This is a genomic window from Streptomyces corallincola (genome assembly GCF_019104725.1).
Classification (GTDB): domain Bacteria; phylum Actinomycetota; class Actinomycetes; order Streptomycetales; family Streptomycetaceae; genus Streptomyces; species Streptomyces corallincola.
The window spans coordinates 111,058-132,511 of the sequence record NZ_JAHRXF010000002.1; the positions used below are offsets into that span (position 1 = coordinate 111,058).

At 72.3% G+C, this 21,454-nt stretch carries 20 protein-coding genes; 14 read left to right on the forward strand and 6 right to left on the reverse strand.

The features are described from left to right. The first annotated feature begins 134 nt into the window (after window positions 1-134). Entirely contained in the window at window positions 135-1,079 is a 945-nt protein-coding gene (gene nudC / locus KUM39_RS02025; RefSeq protein WP_217783584.1) for an NAD(+) diphosphatase, read from the forward strand. 124 nt (window positions 1,080-1,203) lie between these two features. Here the strand turns inward: nudC and KUM39_RS02030 are convergent, their stop codons facing one another. Next, window positions 1,204-1,461 carry a mycoredoxin gene (locus tag KUM39_RS02030; protein ID WP_217783585.1) on the reverse strand — a complete coding sequence of 86 codons (258 nt, stop codon included), beginning with the start codon at window positions 1,459-1,461 and terminating at the stop codon, window positions 1,204-1,206. Between the two features lie 217 nt (window positions 1,462-1,678). Here KUM39_RS02030 and KUM39_RS02035 point away from each other — a divergent pair, with 217 nt between their 5' ends. The 4 genes from KUM39_RS02035 to KUM39_RS02050 all read left to right on the forward strand — a co-directional run bounded on the left by KUM39_RS02035 (window position 1,679) and on the right by KUM39_RS02050 (window position 5,222). After that, window positions 1,679-3,874: an ATP-dependent DNA helicase UvrD2 gene (locus KUM39_RS02035; RefSeq protein ID WP_217783586.1), complete on the forward strand. Its 2,196-nt coding sequence runs from the start codon at window positions 1,679-1,681 to the stop codon at window positions 3,872-3,874. Window positions 3,875-4,039: 165 nt separating this feature from the next. Next, on the forward strand, window positions 4,040-4,360 hold the full coding sequence (locus tag KUM39_RS02040) for a hypothetical protein (RefSeq protein WP_217783587.1): 321 nt from the start codon (window positions 4,040-4,042) through the stop codon (window positions 4,358-4,360). Window positions 4,361-4,536: 176 nt separating this feature from the next. After that, window positions 4,537-4,902 (forward strand): WhiB family transcriptional regulator, encoded by a 366-nt coding sequence (locus KUM39_RS02045; RefSeq protein ID WP_217783588.1) that lies wholly within the window; start codon window positions 4,537-4,539, stop codon window positions 4,900-4,902. Next, complete coding sequence (locus KUM39_RS02050; protein ID WP_217783589.1) at window positions 4,899-5,222, forward strand: putative WhiB-interacting protein; 324 nt, start codon at window positions 4,899-4,901, stop codon at window positions 5,220-5,222. Before KUM39_RS02045 ends, KUM39_RS02050 begins: the two co-directional genes overlap by 4 nt. A gap of 228 nt (window positions 5,223-5,450) precedes the next feature. Here KUM39_RS02050 and KUM39_RS02055 read toward each other — a convergent pair whose 3' ends face one another. Continuing rightward, the gene (locus tag KUM39_RS02055) at window positions 5,451-6,860 is read right to left on the reverse strand and encodes an ABC1 kinase family protein (protein WP_217783590.1); all 1,410 of its coding nucleotides are present in this window, start codon (window positions 6,858-6,860) and stop codon (window positions 5,451-5,453) included. Then, window positions 6,853-8,067 (reverse strand): TOMM precursor leader peptide-binding protein, encoded by a 1,215-nt coding sequence (locus KUM39_RS02060; RefSeq protein WP_217783591.1) that lies wholly within the window; start codon window positions 8,065-8,067, stop codon window positions 6,853-6,855. The genes KUM39_RS02055 and KUM39_RS02060 overlap by 8 nt, the downstream gene beginning before the upstream one ends. A gap of 251 nt (window positions 8,068-8,318) precedes the next feature. On the opposite strand from KUM39_RS02060, the gene KUM39_RS02065 reads away from it, so the two are divergent. The 4 genes from KUM39_RS02065 to KUM39_RS02080 all read left to right on the forward strand — a co-directional run bounded on the left by KUM39_RS02065 (window position 8,319) and on the right by KUM39_RS02080 (window position 12,211). Further along, complete coding sequence (locus KUM39_RS02065) at window positions 8,319-8,927, forward strand: M48 metallopeptidase family protein (protein ID WP_217783592.1); 609 nt, start codon at window positions 8,319-8,321, stop codon at window positions 8,925-8,927. Between the two features lie 186 nt (window positions 8,928-9,113). Further along, window positions 9,114-10,745 carry a TerD family protein gene (locus KUM39_RS02070; RefSeq protein ID WP_217783593.1) on the forward strand — a complete coding sequence of 544 codons (1,632 nt, stop codon included), beginning with the start codon at window positions 9,114-9,116 and terminating at the stop codon, window positions 10,743-10,745. Between the two features lie 11 nt (window positions 10,746-10,756). Next, complete coding sequence (locus KUM39_RS02075; protein ID WP_217783594.1) at window positions 10,757-11,437, forward strand: AIM24 family protein; 681 nt, start codon at window positions 10,757-10,759, stop codon at window positions 11,435-11,437. Between the two features lie 18 nt (window positions 11,438-11,455). After that, window positions 11,456-12,211, forward strand: a complete 756-nt coding sequence (locus tag KUM39_RS02080; RefSeq protein ID WP_217783595.1) for an AIM24 family protein — start codon at window positions 11,456-11,458, stop codon at window positions 12,209-12,211. A gap of 124 nt (window positions 12,212-12,335) precedes the next feature. Here the strand turns inward: KUM39_RS02080 and KUM39_RS02085 are convergent, their stop codons facing one another. Further along, window positions 12,336-12,857, reverse strand: coding sequence for an NUDIX hydrolase (locus KUM39_RS02085; protein ID WP_217783596.1), 522 nt, complete (start codon window positions 12,855-12,857; stop codon window positions 12,336-12,338). Further along, window positions 12,854-14,314 (reverse strand): zinc-dependent metalloprotease, encoded by a 1,461-nt coding sequence (locus KUM39_RS02090; RefSeq protein ID WP_217783597.1) that lies wholly within the window; start codon window positions 14,312-14,314, stop codon window positions 12,854-12,856. Before KUM39_RS02090 ends, KUM39_RS02085 begins: the two co-directional genes overlap by 4 nt. Window positions 14,315-14,506: 192 nt before the next feature. Here KUM39_RS02090 and KUM39_RS02095 point away from each other — a divergent pair, with 192 nt between their 5' ends. From KUM39_RS02095 to KUM39_RS02110, 4 genes are all read left to right on the forward strand, one after another. Beyond that, window positions 14,507-15,661, forward strand: a complete 1,155-nt coding sequence (locus KUM39_RS02095) for an SDR family oxidoreductase (protein ID WP_217783598.1) — start codon at window positions 14,507-14,509, stop codon at window positions 15,659-15,661. Window positions 15,662-15,797: 136 nt separating this feature from the next. After that, window positions 15,798-16,259, forward strand: coding sequence for a molybdenum cofactor biosynthesis protein MoaE (locus KUM39_RS02100; protein WP_217783599.1), 462 nt, complete (start codon window positions 15,798-15,800; stop codon window positions 16,257-16,259). Between the two features lie 141 nt (window positions 16,260-16,400). After that, window positions 16,401-16,574, forward strand: coding sequence for a hypothetical protein (locus KUM39_RS02105; protein ID WP_217783600.1), 174 nt, complete (start codon window positions 16,401-16,403; stop codon window positions 16,572-16,574). A 59-nt stretch (window positions 16,575-16,633) separates the two neighbouring features. Continuing rightward, window positions 16,634-17,728 carry a YlbL family protein gene (locus tag KUM39_RS02110; RefSeq protein ID WP_217783601.1) on the forward strand — a complete coding sequence of 365 codons (1,095 nt, stop codon included), beginning with the start codon at window positions 16,634-16,636 and terminating at the stop codon, window positions 17,726-17,728. Between the two features lie 80 nt (window positions 17,729-17,808). On the opposite strand, the gene KUM39_RS02115 is transcribed toward KUM39_RS02110, so the two are convergent. Beyond that, entirely contained in the window at window positions 17,809-18,351 is a 543-nt protein-coding gene (locus KUM39_RS02115; RefSeq protein WP_217783602.1) for a PPA1309 family protein, read from the reverse strand. 164 nt (window positions 18,352-18,515) lie between these two features. On the opposite strand from KUM39_RS02115, the gene KUM39_RS02120 reads away from it, so the two are divergent. Then, window positions 18,516-21,419 carry a UPF0182 family membrane protein gene (locus KUM39_RS02120; RefSeq protein ID WP_217783763.1) on the forward strand — a complete coding sequence of 968 codons (2,904 nt, stop codon included), beginning with the start codon at window positions 18,516-18,518 and terminating at the stop codon, window positions 21,417-21,419. The last annotated feature ends 35 nt before the right edge of the window (window positions 21,420-21,454 follow it).

Below are 21,454 nucleotides of genomic sequence, written 5' to 3' on the forward strand. Positions count from 1 at the left end.
CGTACCGCGCGCGGGGCACACTGGAAGCACTGCCCGCCCCGCCCGCACCCCGGCCACGGACGGCGTCCCCACCCGCACGCCCACCGCACCGACCGCCGAAACCGACCGTTCCTCTGGGGGAGTTGGAAGTACCCGTGACCACCTGGACCGACCACAGCGCCGACCGACCCATCTCGCTGACCGCCCCCGGCGGCATCGACCGCGCCGCCCACCACCGGCTGGACGAGGCCTGGCTCGCGGCGGCGTGGAGCCACCCCACCACCCGCAGCTTCGTGGTTTCCGGCGGCCAGGTCCTCATCGACGAGACGGCCGACGGCCGGACCGAACTCGTGATGACCCCGTCCTTCGAGGCGCCGCTCACCGAGGCCCACCGCTACTTCCTCGGCATCGACGAGGACGGCGTCAGCTACTTCGCCCTCCAGAAGGACGCCCTGCCCGGCCGGATCGACCAGTCCGCGCGCCCCGCCGGACTGCGCGAGGCCGGGATGCTGCTCTCCCCGCGCGACGTGGGCCTGATGGTGCACGCCGTCGGGCTGGAGAACTGGCAGCGCACCCACCGCTTCTGCTCCCGCTGCGGCGAGCGCACGGTGATCGCCGCCGCCGGGCACATCCGGCGCTGCCCGGCCTGCGGCGCCGAGCACTACCCGCGCACCGACCCGGCGGTGATCATGGCCGTCACCGACGAGGAGGACCGCATCCTGCTCGGCCGCCAGGTGCACTGGCCCGAGGGGCGCTTCTCCACGCTGGCCGGGTTCGTGGAGCCCGGTGAGGCCGTCGAGCAGTCGGTACGCCGCGAGGTCTTCGAGGAGGCGGGCATCACGGTCGGCCCCGTGGAGTACGTGGCGAGCCAGCCGTGGCCGTTCCCGTCCAGCCTGATGCTCGGCTTCATGGCCCGCGCCACCTCCACCGAGATCGAGGTGGACGGCGACGAGATCCACGAGGCCCGCTGGTTCTCCCGCGAGGACCTGCGCGCCGCCTTCGAGTCCGGCGAGGTCCTGCCCCCGTACGGCATCTCCATCGCCGCCCGGCTGATCGAGATGTGGTACGGCAAACCGCTGCCGGTGCGGAACTTCGTCTGAGGCGTACGGAGGGGTCCCGGGGCGCCGCGGGAGGTTCCGGGGCGCCCCGGAGAACACGTCGGCCTCCGTCCCGGGGGGACCGGGCGGAGGCCGAGGGGGCGCCGAAGCGGCGCGGCGCAGGTGCTCAGACGCCGAGCGCGTGCTTCACCTGGGCGAGGCTCGGGTTGGTCATGACCACCTCGTCGCCGCCGGTGCCGGGCAGTACGCGGACCGTGGGGACGGTCTGGTTGCCGCCGTTGGCCTTCTCGACGAACGCGGCCGACTCCGGGTCGTGCTCGATGTTGATCTCCGTGAAGGCGATGCCCTCGCGGTCCAGCTGGCTCTTGAGCCGCCGGCAGTAACCGCACCACGTCGTGCTGTACATCGTCACAGTGCCCTGCATGTCTGTCGCGCTCCTCGGAACCGGCTCGGAAGGGGGTGGGACCGGAAGCCCGGCCGGTGGCCGGACCGCCCAGCGGCCACAACGCCACCGGCGCCCCGGACATTCCCACCGGGGGTATGCGGCGGCCCATGTGACCCGTACCGCATCGGTACGACAATAGGCCCCCGCCTGTGGACAACCGGCGCGGCCGTCACGGGCGACCTGGCAGCATGGCGGGGTGACAGCAGCAACGCACTCCCCCCTCTTCCCGCGCGTCCCGGACTCGGCCGACGCGGTGCTCGACGGGCTCGACCCCGAGCAGCGCGAGGTGGCCACCGCCCTGCGCGGCCCGGTGTGCGTGCTGGCCGGAGCGGGCACCGGCAAGACCCGCGCCATCACCCACCGCATCGCCTACGGCGTCCGCGCGGGCGTGCTCCAGCCCTCCAGCGTGCTCGCCGTCACCTTCACCAACCGGGCCGCCGGTGAGATGCGCGGACGGCTCCGCCAGCTCGGCGCGCAGGGCGTGCAGGCCCGTACGTTCCACTCGGCCGCACTGCGCCAGCTCCAGTTCTTCTGGCCGAAGGCCGTCGGCGGCTCGCTGCCCCGGCTGGTGGACCGCAAGATCCAGCTCGTCGCGGAGGCCGCCACCGGCTGCGGGCTGCGGCTGGATCGGGGCGAGCTGCGGGACGCCACCGCCGAGATCGAGTGGTGCAAGGTCACCCAGACCGTGCCCGCCGACTATCCGTACGCGGCTGCGAAGGCGGGCCGCGAGACCCCGCGCGACCCGGCCGAGATCGCGCACCTCTACACGGCCTACGAGGACCTGAAACGCGACCGCGCCGTCATCGACTTCGAGGACGTGCTGCTGCTCACCGTCGCCGTCCTCCAGGACCGCCAGGACATCGCCGACCAGGTACGCGCCCAGTACCAGCACTTCGTGGTGGACGAGTACCAGGACGTCAGCCCGCTCCAGCAGCGGCTGCTGGAGCTGTGGCTGGGGGACCGGGACAGCCTCTGCGTCGTCGGGGACGCCAGCCAGACGATCTACTCGTTCACGGGCGCAACCCCGGACCACCTCCTCGACTTCCGGCACCGCCACCCCGGCGCCACCGTCGTCAAGCTGGTCCGCGACTACCGCTCCACCCCCGAGGTGGTCCGGCTCGCCAACGGACTGCTCGCCCGTGCCAGCGGCCGGGCCGCCGACCACCGCCTCGAACTGGTCTCCCAGCGTCCGGCGGGCCCCGACCCCGTCCACACCGCCTACACCGACGAGCCCGCCGAGGCCGAGGGCGCCGCCCGCCGCATCCGCGAGCTGATCGACGCCGGGGTGCCCGCCGCAGAGATCGCCGTGCTGTTCCGCACCAACTCCCAGTCCGAGACGTACGAACAGGCCCTCTCCGACGCGGGCGTCCCCTACCAGCTCCGGGGCGCGGAGCGCTTCTTCGACCGGCCCGAGGTGCGCAAGGCGGGGGTCGCGCTGCGCGGCGCCGCCCGCTTCGGCGGCAACGACTCCCTGCTGGACGACGTGATCGACCTGCCCTCCCAGGTGCGGGCCGTGCTCTCCGGCGAGGGCTGGACCCCGCAGCCCCCGGCGGGCTCCGGCGCGGTCCGGGAACGCTGGGAGTCCCTGGCCGCCCTGGTCAACCTCGCCCGCGACTTCGCCGCCGCCCACCCCGGTGCCACCCTGGCCGACCTCGTGGCCGAGCTGGACGAGCGGGCGAACGCCCAGCACGCGCCGACCGTCCAGGGCGTCACCCTCGCCTCGCTGCACGCGGCCAAGGGGCTGGAGTGGGACGCGGTGTTCCTCGTCGGTGTCGCCGAGGGCATGATCCCGATCAGCTACGCCAAAACTGACGAGCAGATCGAGGAGGAACGCCGACTGCTCTACGTCGGTGTCACCCGCGCGAGGGAACGGCTCCACCTCTCCTGGGCGCTGTCCCGCAGCCCCGGCGGGCGCCCCGGCCGCCGCCCCAGCCGCTTCCTGGACGGCCTGCGCCCCGGCTCCTCCGCCGCCACCGGCCGCACCGGCGGCGCGGCGGCCGGTGGCGTCGAACGGGGCACCCTCACCGCCCCCGCTGCCCCGCCGCGCCGCGTCCAGCGCACCCCCGCGCGCTGCCGGGTCTGCGGGCGCAGCCTCACCGACGCGGGCGAGATGAAGCTGATGCGCTGCGCCGACTGCCCCTCCGACATGGACGAGGGGCTGTACGAGCGGCTGCGCGCCTGGCGTGCCGTGCAGGCCCGGCGCAGCGGCCAGCCGGACTTCTGCGTCTTCACCGACCGCACCCTCATGGCCATCGCCGAGGCCCGGCCCGACGACCCCGCCGGACTCTCCCGCATCCCCGGTGTCCGCAGCCGCAAGCTCCAGCGCTACGGAGCCGATGTTTTGGCCATCTGTGCAGGTCAAGACGTTGCGGAGGAGGGTGCGGGGGACTGATCGCAAGTCTTCGGAAAAATAGTTTGCGCATGCCCCGCGAATCCCCATAGGTTCTAGGCACGGAAGCGGCGGCCTTCTCGAAGGCACCGAATCCGTGCTGTACTTGCACATCCGACGGACCGACGCATATCGGTCCCCCTAAGACGCCGAGAGGAGGCGAGTCCCGTGATCAGCATCGAAGCCAGCATCATCAGCGCGGCCAAACTGACCGATTCCCCGACCGTCTCCCTGTGCGTTCCCGGCACTCCCGTCCCCGGCACCGGTCTGTCCGGTGTCAATGCCGCACGCTCGGCGTCCTCCATCGCTCCCGTGGCTCTTCTGGTCCGCGAAGGCGATGAGCGACCGACCTGGGCACCGGCAGCAGCAGAGGCACAGGCAACCGCCTATGCCTTCGCGGCGACCGGTGCCGGATTCCGGAAGCAGACGACGCAGCACCACCAGATGTGGGCCTTCCGTGGGCCAGAACCCTGGAGTGATCCAGCCTGATCGCCGATCAGGCAGGTGCCTCCAGGGCCGCGGAACCCCATCCGGGAACCGCGGCCCTTCTGTTTGTCCCGAACAGGGACGGACAGCACCGAGGCGCCTCGGGACAACAGAAGAATCGGTATCAAAGCCGCCTCCCGGTCAACCGGCCGGACCTGAGAAGACGAGGAACACCACCCGTGCAACTCCAGACGCACGCCCCGTCCGTACCGCCCTCACCCACGCTCCCGCCCGGCTCCACGGAGGACCCCGCCTTGACCCCCCTGACCGCGCTCTCCGCGCTCGACGACGCCATCGAGAACCTCGGCGTACCCGTCCCCTGCCGCGCCTACGACCCCGAGGTCTTCTTCGCCGAGTCCCCGGCCGACGTCGAGTACGCCAAGTCCCTCTGCCGCACCTGCCCGCTGATGGAGGCGTGCCTCGCCGGTGCCAAGGAGCGGCGCGAGCCGTGGGGTGTCTGGGGCGGCGAGCTGTTCGTCCAGGGTGTCGTCGTCGCCCGGAAGCGGCCCCGTGGCCGTCCGCGCAAGAACCCGGTCACCGCATGAACATCACCGGAACGATCGACCGCCCCCTCACGCACGACCCCAAGAAGCAGGCCCCGATGAAGCCGTCCGCCCACGAGCCCCTCCGCTCAGCGACCACAGACTCCAGCAGCAACCGCGCGACCGCCTCGCGCCAGAACAGGACCCGAGAGATGCAACTCATCCCAGAAGCCCTGGCCCGTGCCCATATGCACGCCCAGCTGCACCACGCCGAGCGGGAGCGCCGGGCCATGCGCCTGGCCACCGCCCGGCGGATGCAGCGCCGTGCCGAGCGCGCCTCGCTGCGCGCCCGCCGCGCGCTGGCGATGGCCGTCATGCAGTAACCCGCTTCCACCGAAGCGGTGACCTCCCACGGCTGGGGAGGCGAACCATTCCACGGGGGCCGGTCCGGCAGAACGGACCGGCCCCCGCCGCATGCCCGGCGCCCTGTCCGCACCCCTGGCCGGTCACCCCCGGCCGGTTGGCGGCGGCGGGCCGAGGGGGCGGGTCGGGAGCGGTCCGTCAGCGATCGGTCAGCGATCGGTCAGCGGTCCGTCAGCGGCGGCGCGTGCTCACGCCTCCGCCGCCGCTTCCGGTTCCCGGTCGTCCTCCTCCGGACCGTCCTCCTCCAGGCCGTCCGGCTCCTCGTCCAGCGGGGCGAAGCCCGGCAGCCACTCCTCCAGCTCATCGCGCAGCCGCACCGTCGCGCCGAGCTGGCACAGCACACCGATCGTGCTCAGCGTGACCCGGTGGATCAGCAGATAGGCGGGCGGCAGGTTCAGCCGCTTGCCGAGCTGGTAGGCGGGGGAGCGGGGGTCCGCGATCCGGGCGGCCTGACCGCGCATCCAGGACCGGGTGAACGTGAACTCCTCCACCCGCGCCGGTTCGATGATCGGCAGCAGATAGTCGAGTACGGCGTCCGGGTCCAGCTCCATGTCGTCCTTGACGAAGCCCTCCTCGCACAGCAGCTCGTACACCGACTCCGCCTCGCCGTCCAGCGTCATCCGCAGCGAGTGGCCGATCGGCTCGGGCAGCCCGCCGGGCAGCCGGTCCACCGTGCCGAAGTCCAGCACCCCGAGCCGCCAGTCGTCGTCCCCGCCGGGACCGCCCGGCAGCAGCCGGAAGTTGCCCGGATGCGGGTCGGCGTGCAGCAGACCGGTGCGCGCCGGACCGGAGAACAGGAAGCGGGCCAGCAGCTGCCCCGCCCGGTCCCGCTGCTCGGGCGTACCGTCCGCGATCACCTCCGACAGCGGGACGCCGTCGATCCACTCCGTCACCAGCACCTGCTCGCACTGGTGCACCACCGCCGGGACCAGCACGTCCGGATCGTCCGCGAACTCCAGCGCGTGCGCCTCCTGGGAACTCGCCTCCAGCGCGTAGTCCAGCTCCTCGGAGACCCGGTCGCGCATCTCCGCGATCAGCGGCTTGATGTCCATACCGGGGATCAGCGGACCCAACAGCCGAGCGAACCGGCTCAGTTGGTTCAGGTCCGAGAGCAGGGCCTCACCGGCGCCCGGATACTGCACCTTCACCGCGACCGCGCGGCCGTCGTGCCACACCGCCCGGTGCACCTGCCCGATCGAGGCCGCCGCCGCGGGCCGGTCGTCGAACTCGACGAACAGCTCCTGCCAGTCCTCGCCCAGCCGCTCCGCGAGCACCCGGTGCACCGTGCTCGTCGGCATCGGCGGCGCCGCCTCCTGGAGCTTGGTCAGCGCCACCCGGTACGGCCCCGCCACCTCCTCGGGAAGGGCCGACTCGAAGACGGAGAGCGCCTGCCCGAACTTCATGGCGCCCCCCTTCAACTCGCCGAGCACCTTGAACAACTGCTCCGCCGTGCGCTGCTGCAGCTCTCTGCCGACGATCTCCGCGGACTCGCCCACGATGCGCTTGCCCAGCCCCCACGTGGCCCGGCCCGCGAAGCCGAGCGGGAGCGCGGCGAGCTTGGCGGTACGGGTGACCGCCTTGCGGGGAAGATCAGACATGCGCCCTCCAGGTCCCATTCGGCCGCGTCGGCACCGTCTCGGTTCCGTGCTCCGCCGACGGCCGTCGCACCGCCATTGTCGCGCGTGCCTCCCCCTCGGCGGAGGAGTGTTCCGCCGTGACTCTCTCCACAGCGCCGCACCCGCACTCCGGATGAGGCCGCACGGGCCGGGAACGCCAGCCCAGACCGGGCAGCGACGCCTCCCAGCGGGCGTTCGCCACCGACGGCGCGCCGCCGTCCAGGAAGGCCAGGGCGTGCGCGGCGGCGAGCCCCGCGACCGCCGTGGCGAGCGCCAGATCGCAGGCGCCCACCCGGCGCGCCCGGCCGCCGCGCCACTGGGCCACCAGCCGGGGCCAGACCGGATCACGGTCCGCGCGGCCGTGGTGCAGGCACCGCGCGCACGCCGTGGCCCCCGGTACCACCAGCGGCCCCACCACTCCGGTGCCCTCCACCACCCCCGCGTACAGATGAGGTGTGCCCGAGGCCATCAGCGGCTCCGCGGTGACCGGGTCCGGGGCGTGCACGGCGACGTCGTCCCGCGGGGCGACGATCACCAGCGCGTGGCTCTCCTCGCGGGCGGCGTGCCGTACGGCGACGGTGGTGCGCCGGGGGCGGCCGGGCGCGGCCCGCCGCACCGCCGCCCGCGCGGCCGTCTCCCGGCGCTCGCGCAGCGCGTCGGCCGACAGGCCGCCCGGCGCCACGTCCCACGGCTCCACCCGGCCCACGTCCCGCACATCCACCTCGCCCACCCCCGCCCCCGCGAGGACCGAGGCCAGCACCGCGCCCACCCGGCCCGCACCGCGCACCTGGACCCGCAGCGCACCCCGCGCGGCCAGCAGGGCGAGGGCATCGCCGGGCCCCGACGTGGTCAGCGACAGCGAGGCGAGGTCGGGCCGCAGCCGTTCCAGCACGTCCGCCCGCTCGCGCAGCGCGTCCGCCGCCGGACCGCCGCCCCGCGCGTCGTCCAGCAGCCCCGCCCCGGCCAACCCCGCCACCAGCGCGTCCACCTGCCCGTCCGACAAGTCCATCCGGCGGCCCTCCTCCCGCAGCAGCGGCAGCCCCCGCGTGCCGTTGAGCAGGTCCAGGAAGCTGCCCGACGCGGTGTCCATCGGGCCCACGGTCATCGCGTGCGCGGGCGTCATCCCGAACTGCACCGTGTTGAGGTCGCGCCAGCCGCGCCGCAGCGCCGGTTTCACCATCGGATGCATGGCAGGGTCCCCCTGATTCCGTACGGGTTCGTGCTTGCCGGTCCGGACGGCCGTTCGGCACGCCGGGATTCCGGCGGGACCGGTCACGCCCCGCCGACGTCCCTCAGCATGCCGCCCGCCGCGAAAGGGCGTCGCCGGTTGTCCACAGGCACGGGATGATCGTCGTACGAATGCCGCGCATGGCGGTCCCGTGCCTCGCCGAACGGTTCCCCGCCCGGGACTTCCGACCCTCCAGCGGGTAACGTCGGGGCGTGCCCGCCGATCCCCTGCACCGCGCCGGAAAACCACAGCGCAGCGCGTCGAGTCAGCCCCCGAGTGGCTCGGGAACCAGCGCGATCGAGGTCCGCAGGAGTACCCGGCGCCGCCGGACCGTCTCCGCGTACCGCGAGGGCGACCGCACGATCGTGCTGATCCCCGCCCGGATGTCCAAGGCGGAGGAGAAGCGCTGGGTGACGGTCATGCTCGACCGGCTCGCCGCCCAGGAGAGCCGGCGAAAACTGGGCGACAGCGACCTGGGCGAACGCGCCGGGCGGCTGTCCGCGCAGTTCTTCGGCGGCCGGGCCCGCCCCGCCTCGGTCCGCTGGGTCACCAACCAGAACACCCGCTGGGGCTCGTGCACCCCGGCCGAGGGCAGCATCCGCCTCTCCCACCGGCTCCAGGCCATGCCGGAGTACGTCGTGGACTACGTGCTCTGCCACGAGCTGGCCCATCTGCTGGTGCCCGGCCACGGACCGGACTTCTGGAAGCTGCTGGAGTCGTACCCGCGCACCGAGCGGGCCCGCGGCTACCTGGAGGGCGTCGCGGCGGCCGAACGGCTCCCCGGCGCGGCGGACGCGGCGGAGGCGTCGGAGGAGGAGTAGCGCCCGGCGCCCGAGGGAGGCACGGCGTCCGGAGGAGGCGCGGCGTCCCGAGGAGGCGCGGGCCCGCGCCCGTGCGTCTCACGGTCCTGTTCTGTACCGGCTCTGTACCGACCGCGTCCGTTGTCGGGGTTTGCGGTTAGCCTGGCGCGACGCAATCGCATTCGGGATGGGGGACGGTCGTAGCGTATGGCCAGGGAATTCCAACGCGGCCACAAGGCCAGGATCAGTGACCTGACGGCGGGCACCGATCTGTACGTGGGTGTGCAGATCTCCGGACCCGGACTGACCTTCGACATCAGCGCCTTCGGGCTCGACGCCGACGAACGCCTCTCCGACGACCGGTACTTCGTCTTCTTCAACCAGCCGAAGTCCCCGGAGGAGTCCATCCAGCTCCTCGGCGCGCAGGCGGGCGACAGCGAGTCCTTCCGCGTCACGCTGGACCGCATCCCCCCGCAGGTCCGGAAGCTGGCGTTCACCGCGACCCTCGACGGCGCCGGGCAGATGTCCCAGATCGGCCCCGGCCATGTGCGCGTCGTCGCGGGCGGCGAGGAAGTCGCCCGGTACTCCTTCGACGGGTCGGAGTTCACCACCGAACGGGCCGTCATGCTCGCCGACTTCTACTTCAAGGACGTGTGGCGGTTCGCCGCCGTCGGCCAGGGTTTCGACGGCGGTCTGGACGCACTGCTGAAGAACTTCGGCGGCGAAGTGCTGGAGGAGGAGGCCCCGCAGCAGCCCCAACAGGGCGGCGCCGCGCCCGCGTTCGCCCCACCGTCCTTCGCCCCGCCCGCCCATTCCGGCCCCCCGGCCCCCGTACCCCCGCAGGCACCGGCGCCCCCCGCGCCGACCCCGCCGGGATTCACCCCGCCCCCGGCACCCGGCCCCGGCGCCCCCGCGCCCGCCCTGCACGGCGCGCCCACGGTCATCGCGCCGCTCACCGCCCCGCCGGGCGCCCCCGTACCCCCGCCCGCCCCGGCCCCCGCGCCCTACGGCGGGCCCCCGCAGCCCTCGTACGGCGGCGCGCCCGGCACCCCGCCGGGGCCGCCCGGACCTCCCGGACCGCCCCTGCCTCCCGGCTACGGCCAGCAGCCCCCCGCCCCCTATGGGCAGCCCCCCGGCCAGCCCTCGTACACCGTGCCCCAGGGTGTCCCGCAGGGCGGCGGCGGAGTCTCGGCCGCGCTCCAGAAGTTCAAGGAGGCGCCCACCGGGCAGCGCTGGACGCAGCAGAACAGCAAGCTGATGCGGGTCGATCTCGGCGTCGGCGGCCAGCCGGTGCTGGCCCGTCAGGGCAGCATGGTGCTGTACCAGGGCAAGGTCGATTTCAGCTACAAGGGCGCCGGGATCGCCGGACGCCTGGTCGGCAACGCCACCGGCCAAGAGATGCAGCTGATGCGCTGCACCGGCCAGGGACAGGTGTTCCTCGCCGAGGACTCCACCCACCTCCACCCCGTCGAGCTCCAGGGCGACGCGATCTGCGTCTCCGCGGAGAACGTCCTCGCCTTCGACGAGAGCCTTCAGTACGAGGTGCGGCGCATCGAGGGCCACGGCATCCCCGGCGGCGCGCTGTTCACCATGCAGTTCCAGGGCACCGGCACGATCATCGTCAAGACGCACGGCACGCCCGTCGTGCTGCCGGTCACCCCGACCACCTTCGCGGACTGCAACGCGGTCGTCGCCTGGTCGGCGGCGTCCCAGGTGATCGTCTCCAGCCAGGTCCGGATGCGGCGCAACGCCTACCCCGGTGACACCGGCGAGGGCGTGAACCTCCAGTTCCGGGGCGCCCCCGGCAACTTCATCGTCGTCCAGCCGTACGAGGTCTGAGGGAGCCCGTCATGAACCAGCCGCTCGCGGGCTTCGCGCCCGCACCCGTCACCGCCCGCATGGAGAACCACGGCAACCACATGCTGAAGGTCGCCCTCCAGACCGGGCACGACCTGCTCGCCCGGGTGGGCTCGATGGTCGCCTACGAGGGCTTCGTGCAGTACGAGCCCAACCCGCCCGCCGTCCGGCAGATCGCCCGCGACTGGATCACCGGCGAGGGCGCCCCGCTGATGAAGTGCTCCGGCGACGGACTGCTGTACCTCGCGGACTACGGCGCCGATGTCGTCGTCATCAACCTCGACGGCGACGGGATCTCCGTCAACGCCACCAACCTGCTCGCCTTCGACGCCCATCTGAGCTGGGGCGTGGAGCGCGTCAAGGGGCTCGCCAAGTTCGCCGGGCAGGGCCTGTGGAACACCAGGATCTCCGGGCAGGGCTGGGTCGCGCTGACCTCGCGCGGCACCCCGATCGTCGTGGACTGCGGCGGCGGCGAGGACGAGACCTACGTCGATCCGGACGCGCTCGTCGCCTGGTCGCCCAACCTGAAGGTCAAGGGCAAGCGCAGCTTCAAGGCGCAGTCCCTGATCGGCCGGGGCAGCGGCGAGGCGTACCAGATGGCCTTCTCCGGTCAGGGGATCGTCGTCGTCCAGCCCAGCGAGGACAGCACCGACCGGCTCAGGGTCCGGGGCTGAGGGGGAGTTCGGAACACCATGCAGAGTTCGCTTTTCGCACACAACGACTCCCAGACCCAGGACCGCTGGAGCCTGCAGAACAAGCAGCTGCTGCGCGTCCTTCTGGACGGCCGTGACGACCTGCTGGCCCGCAAGGGCAGCATGGTCGCCTACCAGGGGATGGTCGAGTTCGACGCCGAGTACCGCACCCGCGGCCAGTCCCGCGCGCGGGCACGCACCGGCGAGGGCCTTGACCTGATGCGCTGCCACGGCCAGGGCGTCGTCTACCTCGCCAACCTCGCGCAGTACGTGCACGTCCTGGACGTCGAACCCGAGGGCCTGACCGTGGACAGCGGTTACGTCCTGGCGATGGACTCCGGGCTGCACCACGAGGTGATCGCCGTGGACAGTCTCTACGGCATCGCCGGGTCCGGGAAGTACCAGCTCAACATCACCGGCCACGGCAAGGTCGCCCTGATGACCTCCGGCGCCCCCCTGCTGATGCGGGTCACGCCCGACCGGTACGTCAACTGCGACGCCGACGCCATCGTAGCCTGGTCCACCGGTCTGCGGGTGCAGATGCAGGCGCAGACGCACTCCTCCGGCGTCTGGCGGCGCCGGGGCAACACCGGCGAGGGCTGGGAACTGAGCTTCATGGGCACCGGGTTCGCCCTGGTCCAGCCCAGTGAACTGCTGCCGCCGCAGAACGCGGTCATCGGCGGCGGTGTCGCCGCCCAGTTCGGCATGGGCCGGCACGGCGCCCACGGCCACAACCAGGGCAACGTCTGGAGCTGACCGCTCCCCCGGGCAGAACGTGTAAGGGGCGACCGCAGTGGCGGTCGCCCCTTACACGCACCTGCTGTGGCCCCAGCGACCCGGCAGCGGACGCGCACCCGCGCTCACAGCAGCGCACCCGCGCTCACAGCCGCGCGCGTGTCGCCTCCAGCAGCCGTACGACCGACCCGTCCGCCACATCGGGGACCTCGGCGTACGGGAACCAGCGCACATCCAGCGACTCGTCGCTCACCACGGGCACCGCACCGGACGGCGCGAGCGCCGCGTACTGCACGTCGAAGTGCCAGTGGCAGGGCGCCGGGATCGCGTGCCGGTCCAGCCGCACCGGGCCGCCGGGCAGCAGCGTCAGGCCGGACAGGCCGGACTCCTCGGTGGCCTCGCGCAGGGCCGCCGCCGCGAGCGTGGGATCACCCGGCTCGCAGTGGCCGCCCATCTGGAGCCACATCCGCAGCTTGCGGTGCAGCGTGAGCAGCACCCGCCCGCGCTCGGGGTCGATCACCAGCGCGCTCGCCGTGAGGTGCCCGGCACGGCAGGACTTCCACATGCCGTCCGGGTGGGCCGCCAGATGGTCCAGATACGACCGGCACAGCTCCGGCTGGTCCTCGTACCCCTTGAGGACGAGGACCGCGTCGTCGGCGAGGGTCACTCGGCGCCGTCGCCCTTCTGCTCCGGCTTCTCCGGGCCGTCCTCGCCGTCGCTCTCCGGCCGCTGCTTCGGGTCCGGCTTCCCGGCGGCCTCGCCGAGCATCCTGTCCAGCTCGGAGAAGTCGAGCTGCTCACGGTGGACGAAGCCGTCCGGGTCGTCCAGGTCGGTCGCCGTCGGCAGCATGTCCGGGTGGGCCCACAGGCCGTCCCGGCCGTCCACCCCGCGCGCGTCCGTGAGCGACGCCCACAGCCGCGAGGCGTCCCGCAGCCGACGCGGACGCAGCTCCAGGCCGATCAGCGTGGCGAAGGTCTGCTCCGCCGGACCGCCGGAGGCGCGGCGGCGGCGCAGCGTCTCGCGCAGCGCGTCGGCCGACGACAGCCGGGGCTTGGCGGCACTGTGCACCACCGCGTCCACCCAGCCCTCGACCAGCGCGAGCGCCGTCTCCAGGCGGGCCAGCGCCGCCTTCTGCTCGGGCGTGTCCTCGGGCTGGAACATGCCCTGCTGAAGCGCATCCTGGAGCTGCTCGGGGTTCTGCGGGTCGAACTGGCCGACCACGTCCTCCAGCTTGGCGGTGTCCACCTTGATGCCCCGCGCGTAGCCGTCCACCGCGCCGAACAGGTGCGACCGCAGCCACGGCACATGCGTGAAAAGCCGCTGGTGGGCGGCCTCGCGCAGCGCCAGATACAGCCGGACCTCCTCCTGCGGCACCCCGAGGTCCTTGCCGAACGCCTCGACGTTGGCCGGGAGCAGCGCGGCCCGCCCGGCCGGACCCAGCGGCAGCCCGATGTCGGTCGAGCCGACCACCTCGCCCGCCAGCATGCCCACGGCCTGCCCGATCTGGGTGCCGAACATGGCACCGCCCATCGAGCGCATCATGCCGATCAGCGGGCCCGCCATCGCCTGCATCTCCTCCGGCAGGACGTCGCCCATCGCCGCGCCGACCCGCTCGGCGACCGGATCGACCAGCTCCTTCCAGGCGGGCAGGGTCGCCTCGACCCACTCCGCGCGGGACCAGGCCACCGAGGTTCCCGCACCGGACGGCAGGGAGGTGGCGTCGTCCAGCCAGAGGTCGGCCAGCCGGACCGCCTCCTGCACCCAGGCCCGCTCGGCGCCGCCCACGCTGGCGTCCTTGACGCCGTCCGCGGTGCCCTGGGACACGGTCTGGCGGGCGATCTGCTTGGCCATGTCCCAGTTCACCGGGCCGCCCTCGTAGGAGAGCATCTGGCCCAGCTGCTGGAACGCCGCGCCCAGGTCCGTGGGGTTCATCGAACCGAACATCGCCGCGAACGGGTTGTCGGCGCCGGGGCCGCCCGGCCCGCCCGCCCCCGGCAGTCCGCCGAAGCCGAACGGGTTGGCCGGTCCCTGCCCACCACCGCTCTGCTGGTCCTTCTTCTTGCCCTCGTCGCCGTCGTCCGGCTCCTCCGGCGGAAGGCCGAATCCGAATGGGGTGTCACTCACGGGGTTCCTCGGCTGGTAGGGCCACCGGACTCGATCCGGCGGCGCGGCTGCCCGACATCACCACCCAGCGTAGACACCCCGACCCGATCGGGGCTCGGTGCTTCGTCCACGGACGGCCTGCGGCAGGATGGATGCTCCTGGTACGGGCGCGTCGTCCGCACCCGTACTGAAGACAACCGCTGGAGACGCCTGGTGAGTTCCCCAGATCCGCAGGTTCGCGCAGCGCGAAACCCCGAGACCGGTCCCGCGCCCGACCCGCGCGCCCCGGCCGCGCGCACCGGCCCGGCGCCCGCCGTACGCGGTCCCGTCGTGGCGGTCACCGGCGCGGCCGGCGGGGTGGGCGCCCTGCTCACCGAGCGGCTCGCCGCGTCCGAGGAGATCCGGCAGGTCGTCGCCATCGACGAGCGGCGCGGCGCGTGCGCCGAGGCCCGCTGGCACATCCTTGACGTCCGTGACCCGGCCATCGCGGACAAGCTGCGCGGCGCCGACGTGGTGGTGCATCTCGCGCTCGACCTCGATCTGGGCAGCGACCCGGCGGCCCGTACCGCCTACAACGTGCGCGGCACCCAGACCGTGCTGACCGCCGCCGCCGCTGCCGGGGTGCACCGGGTGGTGCTGTGCACGTCGGCGATGGTCTACGGGGCGCTGCCCGACAACGAGCTGCCGCTGTCGGAGGACGCCGAGCTGCGCGCCACCGCCGAGGCCACCGGCGTCGGCGACCTGCTGGAGATCGAGCGGCTCGCCCGGCGCGCCCCCCGCGCGCATCCGGGGCTGAACGTCACCGTGGTGCGCCCCGCGGTGCTGGTCGGCGGCACCGACACCGCCCTCACCCGCTACTTCGAGTCGCCCCGCCTGCTGGTCGTGGCCGGGTCCCGCCCGGCCTGGCAGTTCTGCCACGTCGATGACCTGTGCACGGCGCTGGAGTACGCGGTGCTGGAGAAGGTGGAGGGGGAACTCGCGGTCGGCTGCGACGGCTGGCTGGAGCAGGAGGAGGTCGAGGAGCTGAGCGGCATCCGCCGGATGGAGCTGCCCTCCGCGGTGGCGCTCGGCGCGGCGGCCCGGCTGCACCGCATCGGCCTCACCCCGTCCCCGGCGGGCGACCTGGCGTACACGATGTACCCGTGGGTGGTCAGCGGCAGTCGGCTGCACGACGCCGGGTGGCGTCCGGCGTGGACCAACGAGGACGTGCTCGCGGAACTGCTGGCGGAGGTCTCCGGGCGGCACACGGTCGCCGGACGGCGGCTGGGCCGGGTGGACGCCACGGCGGCCGGTGCGGCGGGCGCCACGGTGGCCCTGCTGGGCGCGGCGGCCGTGGTGCGCCGGGCCCGCAAGGCCCGCCGCCGCTGACCGGAACGCCCGCTTCCCGAGGCGGGAGGCGCCCGTTGGGCCGTACGGCTGACACGGGATCGGCCAAACGCGGCCGGGCGGGTGCCCGGCGGACGTCGTATTCCACCTCCTCCGGCGCGTACGGCACCATTGAGGCATGGCACCCATGAACAGTCATCCAGGCGAACAGGCGGCCGACGACCCGGTCAGGCTGATCGCGGTACGCGAGTCCCCGCTGTCGCTGGACGAGGTGTTCCGTGCTCTCGGGGACGAGGCGGCGGGCGGGATCGCCCTGTTCGTCGGCACCGTGCGCAACCACGACGGCGGTTCCGACGTGTCCGGGCTCGGCTACTCCTGCCACCCCTCGGTCGAGACCGAGATGCGGAGCATCGCGGAGAAGGTCGCCGTCGAGTTCCCGGTGCGGGCGCTGGCCGCCGTCCACCGGGTGGGCGATCTGGCGATCGGGGATCTGGCGGTGGTCGTCGGCGTGTCCTGCGCGCACCGGGGCGACGCCTTCGACGCCTGCCGTCGGCTGATCGACGACATCAAGCACCAGGTGCCCATCTGGAAGCACCAGACGTTCTCCGACGGCACCGACGAATGGGTCGGCGCCTGCTGACCGGGCGGCCCGCGCACCCGTCCGGCCCACCGCGGCCTCCGGTTGCGTAACCGGCCCCCTGCCGTGAGCGTTGTCTGTGCGAATGGTTAATCTGCTGATCAGTCAGTCGCGGACGCTCATGGGGTTGGGAGGTCGGTCGGCATGGCGGCGCTCGCCTGGTTGCTGATCCCGCTGGTGGCGGCGGTCGGTGCCGCTCTGTGGGGCAGCTGGGCCAACCGGACGCGCAGGGCCCGCAGCGACGGGCCCGAACTCGACGGGTACGCCCGGTTCCGTGAGGCGATGGAGAAGTCGGACAGTGGAGCGCGCGGCGCCTGAGCCGGCCCGCACGGGTGCCCTGACAGTGCGCTGACAGAGGCGTCACGTACTGTCGGTGCATGCCACGCCGCACCGCGACGATGCTCGCCTCCACCCTGATGCTCATCGCGCTCCTGTGCGCGGGAGTGCTCATCCCCGTGCCGTACTCGGAGATGTCGCCGGGGCCGACCGTCAACACGCTCGGGGACCACGGCGGCGAGCCGGTGCTGCAGATCTCCGGGCGCAGGACGTATCCCACCGACGGCCATCTGAACATGACCACGGTCCGGGTCACCAGCGCCGACTACCGGATGAACCTCGTGGAGGCCGTCTACGGCTGGCTGGCGCACGACGACAAGGTCGTGCCGCACGACACGCTGTACCCGGACGGCAAGACCGAGCAGCAGTCCACCCAGGAGAACGCCGAGGAGTTCTCGCAGTCCCAGGAGAGCGCCAAGGTCGCCGCCCTGAAGGAACTGCACGTCCCGGTGAAGTCCTGGGTGATCGTCTCCACGGTCGTCAAGGGCTCCCCGGCCGAGGGGAAGCTGCACGCCGGGGACGTGATCAAGGCCGTGGACGGCAAGGCGGTCACGCAGCCCGGTGACGTGGCCAAGCTGGTCACCCGGCACAAGCCCGGCCAGGACGTGGTGTTCACGGTGGTCCCGGCCAAGGACCAGGCCGCCGCCGAGAAGGCGAACCGGACGGCGACCACCACCCGCGACATCACCGTGCGGACCGCCGCCTCCCACGACGAGGGACCCGAGCGGGCCATCGTCGGCATCTCCGCCGGGACCGACCACACCTTCCCGTTCAAGATCGACATCAAGCTCGCGGACGTGGGCGGGCCCAGCGCGGGCCTGATGTTCGCGCTCGGCATCTACGACAAGCTGACGCCGGGCAGCCTCACCGGCGGCACATTCGTCGCGGGCACCGGCACCATCGACGACAACGGCACGGTCGGGCCCATCGGCGGCATCGAGATGAAGACCGTCGGCGCCCGCGACAAGGGCGCCCTGTACTTCCTGACGCCCGCCGACAACTGCGCCGCCGCCGCGTCGGACACCCCGAACGGGCTCACCCTCGTCAAGGTGCGCACCATCGGGGACGCGCTCGGCGCCCTCAAGGACATCCGCGAGGGCCACACCTCCGACCTCCCCAGGTGCGCCAAGAGCTGAACGACGCGCGGCGGTACGTACCGAGGGGCGCCCCTTCCAGGACGGAAAGGGGCGCCCCTCGGCCGTGTCGCTCCGAGCCCTCAGTCCTCGAACGTGGCCGCCAGCGCGTCCGCCAGGCCCGGCACCAGATCCCGGCCGGTGAGCACCTCGGTGGGGGAGTCCTTCTCGCGCAGCCGCACCGCCGCGTCACGGGTGCCGTCGCGCAGCACCGCCACCGTCATCCGCACCTCCTGCCGCTCCGGGTGCTCGGCCACCCAGCGGGTCAGCTTCGCGTCGCTGAGCCCCTTGGGGACCTGCGCCTCGGCGGACGGCGGCAGCATCAGCCGCTCCACGGTGAGCGCGCAGCCCACCACCGCGTCCGGCCAGGCGATGGTGCCGAGGAACTCGTCCAGCGCGCGGTCGGCCGGCACCTCGTCCTGTTCGATCGGGGTGAGTCCGGCGGACTCGGACTCGGTGTCGAGCCCGAGCTGGGTGGCGAGCGAGGGCTCCTGGGTGCGCAGCCGCGCGGTGTCTACCAGGGCGAAGAGTCGTGCGGGCCGGTCCCAGCCGAGCCCCGAGGCGTACTCGTCGATCTCCAGTACGGCGCGGGTCAGCGGGTTTCCTGCCATCGGTGTGTTGGACATGGTCACAATCCTGCCTCGTTCGCGGCCGGAATCGGGAACCGAGTAAACCGTGAGTAAGTTGGCATAGGTGGGGGCCCGCGATCTCGGGGGGCCGCCCGAGGTCCGCGAACGCCGGACCTGACGGATCGACAGCGAACTTCGAGGTGCGCACCTTGGCTTTCCAGATGCCGGACCGCGGCGGCGGCCCGACGGGACCGCGGATCAGAGCGGGCCGCCCGTCCCGGCGGGCCCGGACCCTGCTCATGACCCTGGGCGTCCTCGCCGTCCTCGGCATGGCGTTCACCATGTTCGCGGGGTTCTGGACGGACTGGCTGTGGTACCGCTCGGTGCGGTACTCCTCGGTGTTCACCACCACGCTGTGGACGAAGATCGGGCTGTTCTTCGTCTTCGGCCTGCTGATGGCCGTCGTCGTGGGGCTCAACGTCTGGCTGGCGCACCGGATGCGTCCCCCGCTGAGCGCCATGTCCCTGGAGCAGCAGAACCTCGACCGCTACCGCATGGGCATCGCGCCGTACAAGACGTGGCTGCTGCTCGCGGTGTCCGCCGTCGTGGGGCTGATCGCCGGTGCCTCGGCGGCCGGGCAGTGGCGCACCTGGCTGATGTGGGTGAACGCGGTGCCCTTCCACCAGAAGGACCCGCAGTTCCATCTGGACGTCGCCTTCTACGCGTTCGACCTGCCGTGGTACCGGTTCCTGCTCGGCTTCGGCTTCGCCGCGACCATCCTCGGCCTGATCGCCGCCGCGCTCACGCACTACCTGTACGGCGGACTGCGCGTCACCAGCCCCGGCGCCCGCGCCACCGCCGCCGCCACCGGCCACCTCTCGGTGCTGCTCGGGGTGTTCGTGGCGCTCAAGGCGGTCGCCTACTGGCTCGACCGGTACGGCCTGGCCGTGAAGTCCAGCGACTTCCGGGCCACCGACAACTGGACCGGCCTGAGGTACGTGGACGCCAACGCGTATCTGCCCGCCAAGACCATCCTGTTCTGCATCGCGGTCATCTGCGCGCTGCTGTTCTTCGCCACGCTGTGGCGGCGGACCTGGCAGCTGCCCGTCATCGGCTTCGGCCTGATGGTGCTCTCCGCGATCCTCATCGGCGGGCTCTACCCCGCCATCGTGCAGAAGTTCCAGGTCCAGCCCAACGAGCAGGCCAAGGAAGCGCCGTACGTCCAGAAGAACCTCAAGGCGACCCGCGAGGCGTACGGCATCGACGACACCAGGGTCAGCGAGTATCCGGGCACCTCGTCGGCGAAGGACCTCGCCGGGCTGCGCGACAAGGTGGCCGACACCGCCAGCCTGCGCATCATGGACCCGAACGTCGTCTCCCCGACCTTCCAGCAGCTCCAGCAGATCAGGAACTACTACGGGTTCCCGAACAACCTGGACGTGGACCGCTACCGGGTGGACGGCAAGGAGCAGGACACCGTCATCGGCCTGCGTGAGCTGAACCTGGACGGTATCCCGAAGAACAACTGGATCAACGACCACTTCCGTTACACGCACGGCTACGGCGCGGTCGCCGCCAAGGGCACCGAGGCCGACGAGGAGGGGCGCCCGGTCTTCACCGAGAAGAACCTCCCCTCGCGCGGCGACCTCGGCACCTACCAGCAGCAGATCTACTACGGCGAGAAGACCACCACCTACTCCATCGTGGGCGGCCCGCAGAAGGAGGTGGACTACTCCGACGACGAGGGCGAGAAGACCACCAGCTACACCGGCGGGAGCGGGGTCAACCTCGACAACGCGGTCAACCGGGCCGCCTACGCGGTGGCGTTCAACGAGCCGCAGATCCTGTACTCCGGGGCCATCGGCAAGGGCTCGCGCATCCTGTACAACCGCACGCCCAAGGACCGCGTGGAGGCCGTCGCCCCCTGGCTGACCATCGACGGCGACGCCTACCCGGCGGTGATCGACGGCCGCATCCAGTGGATCGTGGACGCCTACACCACCAGCAACGGCTATCCGTACGCCTCGCGCACCACCCTGGGCGACACCACGGCCGACTCGCTGACCGCCGCCAACAACTCCCGTGCGGTGGTGGCCCAGCAGAACCAGGTCAACTACATCCGCAACTCGGTCAAGGCGACCGTGGACGCCTACACCGGCGCCGTGAAGCTGTACCAGTGGGACAGCGCCGACCCGGTGCTGAAGACCTGGATGAAGGCGTTCCCCGGTACGGTGCAGCCCCGGTCGGACATCTCGACGGCGCTGATGGACCATCTCCGGTACCCGCAGGACCTGTTCAAGGTCCAGCGCGAACTGCTCACCCAGTACCACGTCACCGACGCGCAGACCTTCCTCAGCGGCAGTGAGGTGTGGCAGGTCCCCGACGACCCGAGCAACGACTCGCGCAGCGCGGTCCCGCCGTACTACCTGAGCATGAAGATGCCCGATCAGGCACGGCAGGCGTTCTCGCTGACGACCACCTTCACGCCCAACGGCCGGGACAACCTGGGCGCGTTCATGGCCGTGAACTCCGATCCGCGCACCTCGGACTACGGCCGGATCAGAATCCTGAAGCTGCCGACCAGTACGACGGTCGCCGGGCCCAAACAGGTGCAGAGCCAGTTCAACTCCGAGCAGGACATCGCCGAGACGATCAGCCTCCTCAGCAGAGGCCACTCCAAGGTCGAGTACGGCAACCTGCTCACCGTCCCGCTCGACGGCGGCCTGCTGTACGCGGAACCCGTCTATGTGCGCGGCGGCGAGCTGAAGTACCCGCTGCTGCGCAAGGTGCTCGTCACCTACGGCGGCCGGACCGCGTTCGAGGACACCCTCGACGAGGCGCTGGACAAGGTGTTCGGCACGGACGGCTCGCCCCCGCCCCCGGACACCGGCACCACCCCGCCGAGCACCACCGACCCCTCGGTGAAGGCCGCCCTGGACGACGCCCAGAAGGCCGTGGACGCCGGGAAGGACGCCCTCAAGGCGCCCGACGGCCCGGACTGGGGTGCGTACGCCAAGGCGCAGAAGGACCTGGAGGACGCCCTGAAGCGGGCCGAGGAGGCCCAGGCGAGGGCGACCGCGAAGCCCGGCGCGGGCTCCGGCGGCTCCGGGGGGAAGAAGAGCTGATCACAGCCCTCCCGCGCCGTGGTACGGTTGACACA

Coding starts and splice junctions, on each gene's coding strand:
- KUM39_RS02060 (WP_217783591.1), bottom strand. CDS start 8,067: ATGCATCCGATGGTGAAACCGGCGCTGCGGCGCGGCTGGCGCGACCTC.
- KUM39_RS02070 (WP_217783593.1), top strand. CDS start 9,114: ATGGCCAGGGAATTCCAACGCGGCCACAAGGCCAGGATCAGTGACCTG.
- KUM39_RS02055 (WP_217783590.1), bottom strand. CDS start 6,860: ATGTCTGATCTTCCCCGCAAGGCGGTCACCCGTACCGCCAAGCTCGCC.
- KUM39_RS02080 (WP_217783595.1), top strand. CDS start 11,456: ATGCAGAGTTCGCTTTTCGCACACAACGACTCCCAGACCCAGGACCGC.
- KUM39_RS02110 (WP_217783601.1), top strand. CDS start 16,634: ATGCCACGCCGCACCGCGACGATGCTCGCCTCCACCCTGATGCTCATC.
- KUM39_RS02050 (WP_217783589.1), top strand. CDS start 4,899: ATGAACATCACCGGAACGATCGACCGCCCCCTCACGCACGACCCCAAG.
- KUM39_RS02120 (WP_217783763.1), top strand. CDS start 18,516: ATGCCGGACCGCGGCGGCGGCCCGACGGGACCGCGGATCAGAGCGGGC.
- KUM39_RS02105 (WP_217783600.1), top strand. CDS start 16,401: ATGGCGGCGCTCGCCTGGTTGCTGATCCCGCTGGTGGCGGCGGTCGGT.
- KUM39_RS02075 (WP_217783594.1), top strand. CDS start 10,757: ATGAACCAGCCGCTCGCGGGCTTCGCGCCCGCACCCGTCACCGCCCGC.
- KUM39_RS02100 (WP_217783599.1), top strand. CDS start 15,798: ATGGCACCCATGAACAGTCATCCAGGCGAACAGGCGGCCGACGACCCG.
- KUM39_RS02030 (WP_217783585.1), bottom strand. CDS start 1,461: ATGCAGGGCACTGTGACGATGTACAGCACGACGTGGTGCGGTTACTGC.
- KUM39_RS02115 (WP_217783602.1), bottom strand. CDS start 18,351: ATGTCCAACACACCGATGGCAGGAAACCCGCTGACCCGCGCCGTACTG.